This window comes from Nonomuraea sp. NPDC050691 (assembly GCF_040654455.1).
In the GTDB taxonomy this organism is placed as follows: Bacteria; Actinomycetota; Actinomycetes; order Streptosporangiales; family Streptosporangiaceae; genus Nonomuraea.
In genome coordinates this window covers 20645-28810 of the sequence record NZ_JBFAIA010000099.1, presented here as the reverse complement: position 1 = coordinate 28810, position 8166 = coordinate 20645, and the positions used below count along the sequence as shown (strand labels likewise).

Genomic DNA, 8166 nt, shown 5'->3' with positions numbered 1-8166 from the left:
GGGCTTGTCGCCCGTGGCCACCTTGGTCTGCACGCCCTGCTCGTACGGGTCGGGGATGGTGACGATGCCCGCGCGGGAGAGCGCGGGCACGCGGTCCTCGCCGTGGCGTCAGACCTTGGTGATGCGCACCGCGTCGGCGATGACGTAGCCGGTCGTCGTGGTCCAGCGGCTGACCCCGACCACGTTGTACGTGCCCGCATTCAGCGTGTACGTGCCCAGCGTGCGCCACGCGCCGCCGCCCGTGCGCTGGTCCACGGAGACCGTCTGGCTGCCGGTGCTCGTCGCCACGAGGTACGGCGTCGCGCTGTTGTATCCCGCGTTTGCGGGGTACCAGACCTCCACCTTGTAGCTGCCCGCGCTCGGGATCGCGGCCTGGAACCACGCCGGGTCGCTGGCCGAGACCGGGTCGGCGAAGCGGTAGTCCGTGCCGTGGAGCTGCGAGGAGTACGTGGAGGTGCCCCACGACGTGCCGGCCGTGAAGCCGGCATCGGCGTTGTCCACCGTCACGCTGAACGACGTCCCGCTGCCCGCCACCGCCTTGCCGGCGCTGGGGGCGCTCTCCTGGTGGGTGCGGTTGAGCGCCGTCACGTAGTACGTGTAGGCGGCCGTGGCCGAGGCCGTCGCGTCGGTGAAGGTGGTCTTGCGGGTGGTGGTCAGCAGGTTGCGTGCGTCGGCGAAGGCGCACGGGTCGGCGGTCGTGGGCGAGCCGTCCACCCGGTGGACCGCGTACGCGGTGCCGGACCCCTGCCAGGTGAGGGCGACGCCGCCCGAGCCGCGCGTGGCCGCGCTGATCGTCGGCGCCGAGGGGGCGGCGGCCGTGCCTCGGGCGGGCAGCAGCGCCGGCTTGGTGTAGTGGGTGGAGACGACCTTGGTGAAGCTGCCGATCCGGTCGGCCTTGACGTCCTTGGCGGAGAAGTAGACGTCGCCGAGGACCTCGGGCCTGCTCCGGTTGTAGGTGAGGTGGTCGCTCAGCTCGGCGGCGTCCTGCCAGGCGGCGTCCTGGCCGGAGGCGCCGGCCCGGTAGGCGGCCTGCCCGATGACGAGATGGACTCCTGTCCCGCGCACCGCGTCGGACCACCAGGCGGTCAGCACCTTGTAGTCGGCGGCGCTGTTGCCGATGTGCCAGTAGATCTGCGGCGACACGTAGTCGACCCAGCCCTGCTTCACCCACTGCCGGCTGTCGGCGTAGATGGCGTCGTACGACTGGAGGCCGGAGGTGGCCGAGCCGAGCGGGTCGGTCGAGGAGTTGCGCCAGATGCCGAACGGGCTGATGCCGAACGTCACCCACGACTTGGCGGCGTGGATGCGCTGGTCCATCTCGCGGACGAGCTTGTTGACGTTGTCGCGCCGCCAGGCGGCGATGCTGGAGAAGCCGCCACCGTACTGGGAGTACGTGGCCGAGTCGGGGATCGTCTGGCCGCTGACCGGATACGGGTAGAAGTAGTCGTCCAGGTGGACGCCGTCGAGGTCGTAGCGGGTGACGGCGTCCATGATGGCGTCCTCGATGAAGGCGCGCACGGCGGGGATGCCGGGGTTGTAGTAGAGCTTGCCGCCGTAGGCGAAGCGCCAGCTCGGGTTCTTGCGGGCCGGGTGGGTGGAGACGAGCTTGGCGGGATCGTCGTGGTTGGCGACCCGGTACGGGTTGAACCAGGCGTGGAACTCGAGGTTGCGGGCGTGGGCCTCGCTGACCATGAACGCGAGCGGGTCGTAGCCGGGGTCCTTGCCCTGGGTGCCGGTCAGCCACTGCGACCACGGCTCGTACGTGGAGGGCCAGAACGCGTCGGCCGTGGGCCGTACCTGCACGATCACGGCGTTCATCCGCTTCTGCACGGCGAGGTCGAGCCAGGCGCGGAACTCGGACTGCTGGGCCGAGACGCTGAGGCCGGGGGCGCTGGGCCAGTCGATGTTGGCCACCGAGGAGATCCACATGGCCCGGAGCTGGCGCTTCGGCTTGGCCGGGTCGGTGGTGCAGGCGGCCGTGACGGTGGCGGAGCTCTGGAGCCCCGCCGCGGCGGCCGGCACGGCCGGTGCGAGCAGCGTGGCGGCGGCGGCGACGAGCGCGGCCACGGCGGCGCGTAAGGGGCGGGAGGCGGACGCGGCCCGTGAAGGGCGGGCGGCGAGCCGGCTTGACAGGCTCCCGTGGTGCGTGGTCACGAAGAGAAGTTTCAGCGACCGTTACTCGGAGCGCAATAGTCTTCACGGATCCGAGGGGGCCCAACTTCCCGGCCCACCTTACGCGGACAAGGCTCCCAAATGCCGATAAAAGCTGACAAGTCCATCGCGCGGGCGAAAAGTTTCTTCTAACAGACCAGTAATGTCAATTATCGACATCTGTCATGGAATGCGCCTACTGTGCGACCAACCCCCAATGAGGGAGCTCGCCATGACATTCGCCCGCACGCGATTAGTCGCTCTCGTCACCTCGGCCCTCCTCGCCTCCGTCGCCGTCGGCGCCGCCCCCGCCCAGGCCTCCCGCGAGACCCCGCTCCAGGCCGCCTTCGCCAAGGCCGCCGCCCAGAACGACGTCCCCCGCGACCTGCTCGTCGCCCTCGCCTACGCCGAGACCCACCTCGACGGACACCGGGGCGAGCCCAGCGCCAGCGGCGGCTACGGCGTCATGCACCTGGTCAGCAACCCCGCCACCCACACCCTGGAGAAGGCCGCCGAGCTGACGAGGCTGCCGGCCGAGAAGCTGCGCGCCGACGACGCGGCCAACATCCTGGGCGGCGCCGCCGTCCTGCGCTCCCTCGCCGACGAGCAGGGGCTCGACGAGGCCGCCCGCAAGGACGCCGGCCGCTGGTACCAGGCCGTCGCCAAGTACGGCAACGCCTCCTCCCCCGAGCTGGCCCGCCTGTACGCCGACTCCGTCTACGAGCTGCTCGGCCTCGGCCTGCAGGCCAAGGGCGTGGCGGTCAAGCCGCAGGAGGTCACCGCCGACCGCGGCGACCTGGCCAAGGCCCGCGACCTCAGCGCCAAGGCCGAGGGCACCCCGAGCCTCCAGGCCGAGGCCGCCGCCGACTACCCGAACGCGACCTGGGTCGCCGCCAACTCCGGCAACTACACGGCCTCCAGCCGCGAGTCGTCCTACGCCATCGACCGGGTGATCATCCACGTCACGCAGGGCTCGTACGCGGGCACCATCTCCTGGTTCCAGAACCCGAGCGCCAACGTCTCGGCCCACTACGTGGTCAAGTCGTCCAACGGCGCCATCACCCAGATGGTGCGCGACAAGGACATCGCCTGGCACGCGGGCAACTGGGACTACAACACCCGCTCCATCGGCATCGAGCACGAGGGCTACGTCAGCGAGGCCTCGTGGTTCACCGACGCCATGTACCGGTCCTCGGCCGCGCTCACCCGCTGGATCTGCGACAAGTACGGCATCCCGAAGGACCGCAGCCACATCATCGGCCACAACCAGGTGCCCGGCGCCACCCACACCGACCCGGGCCAATACTGGAACTGGACCACGTACATGAACTACGTGACCGGTGGCACCGGCACGCCGACCTGGACCACCACTGTGGACAACACCACATCGGGCCAGTTCACCGCCAGCGCCAACTGGGGCACCTCCACCTACTCCAGCCAGCGCTACGGCGCCGACTACCGCTTCGCCGGCCCGGTGTCCTCCAGCGACGTCGCCTGGTACCAGGCGACCATCCCGAGCGCGGGCACCTACAAGGTCGAGGTCTGGTATCCGGCCGACGCCGGTTACAACAGCTCGGCGCCGTACGTCGTGGCGACGTCCAGCGGCAACCAGACCGTGTACGTCGACCAGCGTTCAGGCGGAGGAGCGTGGCGCAGCCTCGGGACGTTCCCCCTCAACGCCGGCACGGCCAACGTGGTCGGCGTGAGCAGGTGGACGGGCGGTACCGGCTACGTCATCGCGGACGCCGTCCGCATCAGCAGGTGACGCGGACGCCGTCGGCATCGGCATCGGCATCGGCATCGGCAAGTGACCCCCAGCCCCCGTGCGGTCCGCGTCGCGGCGTCCGGCGCGGACCGCCCGGCGCGGATCGCACGGGCCACAAACGGCCTAGGCAGGCACAAGCGGCTCATGTTAGATGGAGGGACATTCACCCGACTCTCGCAGCAACCGATCTGGCTCCGGCAGAGAGGACCGGGCACATGGCGCTGACCCTCGACGGCGTCTGCGTACGGAGACGCGGAGAGGTCTGGCTCGACGGCATCGATCTCGAGTTACCGAGCGGGATGACGACGCTGCTCGGGCCGATGACGGCCGGCAAGACCACCCTGATGCGGGTGGCCGCCGGCCTCCTGCCGCCCGACTCGGGGCGGGTGGTCGTCAACGGCGAGGACGTGACGGGGGTGTCGGTCCGCAAACGCTCCGTCGCCTTCGTCTACCAGCAGTTCGTCAACTATCCCTCCCTCACCGTCCACGACAACATCGCCTCTCCCCTGCGTCTGGACCGCTCGTTCCCCAAGCAGCACATCGACCGGCGGGTGCGTGAGGTGGCCGAGCTGATGGGCATCGCCGAGCTGCTGGGGCGGCGCCCGGCCGAGCTGTCGGGCGGGCAGCAGCAGCGCACCGCGATCGCCCGCGCGCTGGCCCGGCCGGTCGACCTGCTGCTGCTCGACGAGCCGCTGGCCAACCTCGACTTCAAGCTGCGCGAGCAGCTCCGCTCCGACCTGAAGAGCATGTTCAGGGAGTCGCCCGGCCTGGTCCTGTACGCGACGTCCGACCCGGCCGAGGCGCTGGCGTTCGCGGCGCCGGCCGTGGTCCTCGGCGAGGGCCGGGTGCTGGACACCGGCGAGGTCGCCGCCCTGTACGCGCACCCTCCCACGCTGGCGGTGGCCGCCGCGCTCAGCGATCCGCCGCTCAACCTGCTGCCGGGCACCGTGCGCGAGGGGCGGGTGGAGGTGCTGGGCGCGTCGTTCCCGGCGCCGCGCGCGCACATCACCGGCCGGGACGTCGTGCTGGCCGTACGGCCCCACCACGTGTCCATCGACCCGGCCGGGGACGGCGCGCTGGAGTTCCCGGCCGAGGTCCGGCTGGCCGAGGTGACGGGCAGCGCCACGTTCGTCCACCTGCTGCTGCCGGGTGGCAGGCACCTGGTGGCCCAGCTCGACGGGCCGCGCGCCTTCACCCCGGGCGACCGGGCGACGGCGTACGTGGACCCGGCGCACGCCTTCCTGTTCGACGAGTCGGGCGGGCGGCTGCTCGCCGAGTCCGCCGCGGAGGTCGACCTGCATGGCTGACATCCGCCTGGAGAACGTGGGACACAGCTACGACGGCGGGCGGACGTGGGCCGTGCGGCCGATGACCTGGACCTGGCGCTCCGGCCGGGCGTACGCGCTGCTCGGCCCCAGCGGGTGCGGCAAGACGACGCTGCTCAACATCATGTCGGGCCTCATCACGCCGACGACCGGCCGCGTCTGGTTCGGCGAGCGCGAGGTGACCTCCGTGCCGACCGCGGGGCGCAACATCGCGCAGGTCTTCCAGTTCCCGGTGCTGTACGAGGAGATGTCGGTCTACGACAACCTCGCCTTCCCGCTGCGCAACCGGCGCTACCCGAAGGACGAGGTGGACCGGCGGGTGCGCGCGGTGTCGCGGATGCTCGGGCTGGACGCCCACCTGAGACGCCGGTCGCGGCGGCTGGACCCCGGCCGCCAGCAGATCGTCAGCCTCGGCCGCGGCCTGGTGCGGTCGGACGTGGCGGCCGTGCTGCTCGACGAGCCGCTGACCGTGGTGGACCCGGCCATCAGGTGGACGCTGCGCAGCACGCTGAAGGAGACCCACCGCGACACCGGCCACACGCTGGTGTACGTCACCCACGACCAGACCGAGGCGCTGACGTTCGCCGACGAGGTGGTCGTGCTCAAGGACGGGGCGATCGTGCAGGCCGGAGAGCCGGCGGAGCTGTTCCTGTCGCCCGCGCACGAGTTCGTCGGCCACTTCATCGGCTCGCCCGGCATGAACACGCTTCCGGGTGAGGTCACCGACGGGCTGGTCCGGGTGGGCGGGCAGGTGGTCGGGCGCGCAGACGAGCCGCTGCCGCCGGGCCCGGTGCGCGTCGGGGTACGGCCCGAGTTCGCGCGGCTCGGCGACGGCCCCGGCTCGCCGGGCCTGCCCGCCGAGGTGGCCGGCGTGGACCGGATGGGCGCCTACGACCTGGTACACGTGCGGGCCGCGGGGCATCCGCTGGTGGCCCGCGCCGAGGCGGGCTCGCCGTACGAGCCGGGCACGGCGGCGTTCGTGCGCTTCACCGCCGGCCGGGTCTTCCTGTTCCGCGACGCGGTCCGCTGCGGGCAGGTCGTCCCCCTGAACGGCGGAGCCGAACCGACGGGAGGGCCGGATGACGGGGAAGGCCGGATGAACGGGAGGGCCGAGTGACGCTCACGGAACCGGTCGAACAAGCCTCCGCCGCGGCGGCCGACGAACCCGACCGGCGGCCCGAGGCCAAACCGAAGGACAACCGGGCCTGGCTGCTGGTGCTGCCCGTGGTCGTCTCCGTGACGTTCACCGCGCTCATCCCGCTCATGACGGTCGTCAACTACTCCGTGCAGGACATCTTCAGCCCCAGCGACCGGATCTTCGTCGGGCTGGAGTGGTTCCGCTCGGTGACGCGCGACCCCGAGGTGCGCGCCGCGTTCCTGCGGACCCTGATGTTCTCGGCGCAGGTGCTGCTGATCGAGATCCCGCTCGGCGTGGCGATCGCCGTCGGGATGCCGCGCCGCGGCTGGACGGTGTCGATGGCGCTGGTCGTCGTCGCGCTGCCGCTGCTCATCCCGTGGAACGTGGTGGGCACGATCTGGCAGATCTTCGCCCGGGGCGACATCGGGCTCGGCGGCTGGGCGATCAACCAGGTGCCGGGCGTGGACTTCAACTACACCCTGGACTCGACGGACGCCTGGATCACGGTCCTCGTCATGGACGTGTGGCACTGGACGCCGCTGGTGGCGCTGCTCGCGTACGCGGCCCTGCGCTCGATCCCGGAGCCGTACTTCCAGGCGGCGCAGATCGACGGCGCGTCGGCGTGGGCGACGTTCCGCCGCATCCAGCTCCCCCGGCTGCGCGGGGTGTTGACGATCGCGATCCTGCTGCGGTTCATGGACAGCTTCATGATCTACACGGAGCCGTTCGTGGTGACCGGCGGCGGGCCGGGCAACGCCACGTCCTTCCTCAGCATCCTGCTGTCGAAGATCGCGGTCGGGCAGTTCGACCTCGGGCCGGCGGGCGCGTTCTCGCTCATCTACTTCCTCATCGTGCAGATCGTCTCGTACGTCTTCTTCACCGTGCTGACCCGGAGCGGGAGGTGAGCGGCATGACGGAAAGCCCGGCGGCGCCCGCCGTGGCGCGGCGGGCGGGGCGGCAGCTCCCCTGGGCCAGGACCGTGTTCTGGCTCTACGCCGCCACGCTCATGCTGCCGCTGCTGTGGATGTTCGGCATGTCGATCCGCCCGAACGAGGACATCCTCGGCGGCTTCTCGCTCATCCCGCAGCGGGCGACGCTGGACAACTACGTCACGTTCTTCAGCGACTCGTCGTGGTACTCCAGCTACCTGAACTCGATCGTGTACACGTCGCTCAACGCGGTCATGTCGCTCGTCGTGGCCATCCCGGCGGCCTACGCGTTCTCCCGGTTCAGGTTCGCCGGTGACCGGCACCTGTTCTTCTGGCTGCTCACCAACCGGATGGCCCCGCCGGCCGTGTTCCTGCTGCCGTTCTTCCAGATCTACCAGAGCGTCGGCCTGTTCGACACGCACCTCGGCGTGGCCATCGCGCACATGCTGTTCAACGTGCCGCTGGCCGTGTGGATCCTCGAAGGGTTCATGTCCGGGATCCCGCGTGAGATCGACGAGACGGCCGCCATCGACGGCTACTCGCTGCCGCGCTTCTTCGTCCGGATCTTCCTGCCGATGATCCGCTCCGCGATCGGCGTCACCGCGTTCTTCTGCTTCATGTTCAGCTGGGTCGAGCTGCTGATCGCCCGGACCATCACCTCCGTGAACGCCAAGCCGATCGCCGCCACCATGACCCGCACGGTCAGCGCCGCGGGCGTCGACTGGGGGCTCCTCGCGGCCGCCGGCGTGCTGACGATCATCCCGGGGGCCGTGGTCATCTGGTTCGTCCGCAACTACGTGGCCAAGGGTTTCGCGCTGGGGAGGGTCTGACCGTGCCGGGTGGCTTCGCGCTGGGGAG

6 protein-coding genes are annotated in these 8166 nt (G+C 70.8%); 5 read left to right on the top strand and 1 reads right to left on the bottom strand.

Annotation, left to right across the window (positions count from 1 at the left end; translation table 11 throughout):
- Nucleotides 1-108: 108 nt before the first annotated feature.
- The gene (locus tag AB0H81_RS28730) at nucleotides 109-2154 is read right to left on the bottom strand and encodes a family 10 glycosylhydrolase (protein WP_358380799.1); all 2046 of its coding nucleotides are present in this window, start codon (nucleotides 2152-2154) and stop codon (nucleotides 109-111) included.
- Nucleotides 2155-2383: 229 nt separating this feature from the next.
- Here AB0H81_RS28730 and AB0H81_RS28725 point away from each other — a divergent pair, with 229 nt between their 5' ends.
- The 5 genes from AB0H81_RS28725 to AB0H81_RS28705 all read left to right on the top strand — a co-directional run bounded on the left by AB0H81_RS28725 (nucleotide 2384) and on the right by AB0H81_RS28705 (nucleotide 8138).
- Nucleotides 2384-3916, top strand: coding sequence for an N-acetylmuramoyl-L-alanine amidase (locus AB0H81_RS28725; protein ID WP_358380797.1), 1533 nt, complete (start codon nucleotides 2384-2386; stop codon nucleotides 3914-3916).
- 215 nt (nucleotides 3917-4131) lie between these two features.
- On the top strand, nucleotides 4132-5223 hold the full coding sequence (locus AB0H81_RS28720; protein ID WP_358380795.1) for an ABC transporter ATP-binding protein: 1092 nt from the start codon (nucleotides 4132-4134) through the stop codon (nucleotides 5221-5223).
- Nucleotides 5216-6358, top strand: coding sequence for an ABC transporter ATP-binding protein (locus AB0H81_RS28715; RefSeq protein ID WP_358380793.1), 1143 nt, complete (start codon nucleotides 5216-5218; stop codon nucleotides 6356-6358). Before AB0H81_RS28720 ends, AB0H81_RS28715 begins: the two co-directional genes overlap by 8 nt.
- On the top strand, nucleotides 6355-7284 hold the full coding sequence (locus AB0H81_RS28710) for a sugar ABC transporter permease (RefSeq protein WP_358380791.1): 930 nt from the start codon (nucleotides 6355-6357) through the stop codon (nucleotides 7282-7284). Before AB0H81_RS28715 ends, AB0H81_RS28710 begins: the two co-directional genes overlap by 4 nt.
- A 101-nt stretch (nucleotides 7285-7385) precedes the next feature.
- Complete coding sequence (locus tag AB0H81_RS28705; protein WP_358380801.1) at nucleotides 7386-8138, top strand: carbohydrate ABC transporter permease; 753 nt, start codon at nucleotides 7386-7388, stop codon at nucleotides 8136-8138.
- Nucleotides 8139-8166: the final 28 nt, after the last annotated feature.

Bases quoted from the DNA above. Each gene is read 5' to 3' on its own strand.
- AB0H81_RS28725 (WP_358380797.1), top strand. From the start codon at position 2,384: ATGACATTCGCCCGCACGCGATTAGTCGCTCTCGTCACCTCGGCCCTC.
- AB0H81_RS28720 (WP_358380795.1), top strand. From the start codon at position 4,132: ATGGCGCTGACCCTCGACGGCGTCTGCGTACGGAGACGCGGAGAGGTC.
- AB0H81_RS28715 (WP_358380793.1), top strand. From the start codon at position 5,216: ATGGCTGACATCCGCCTGGAGAACGTGGGACACAGCTACGACGGCGGG.
- AB0H81_RS28705 (WP_358380801.1), top strand. From the start codon at position 7,386: ATGCTGCCGCTGCTGTGGATGTTCGGCATGTCGATCCGCCCGAACGAG.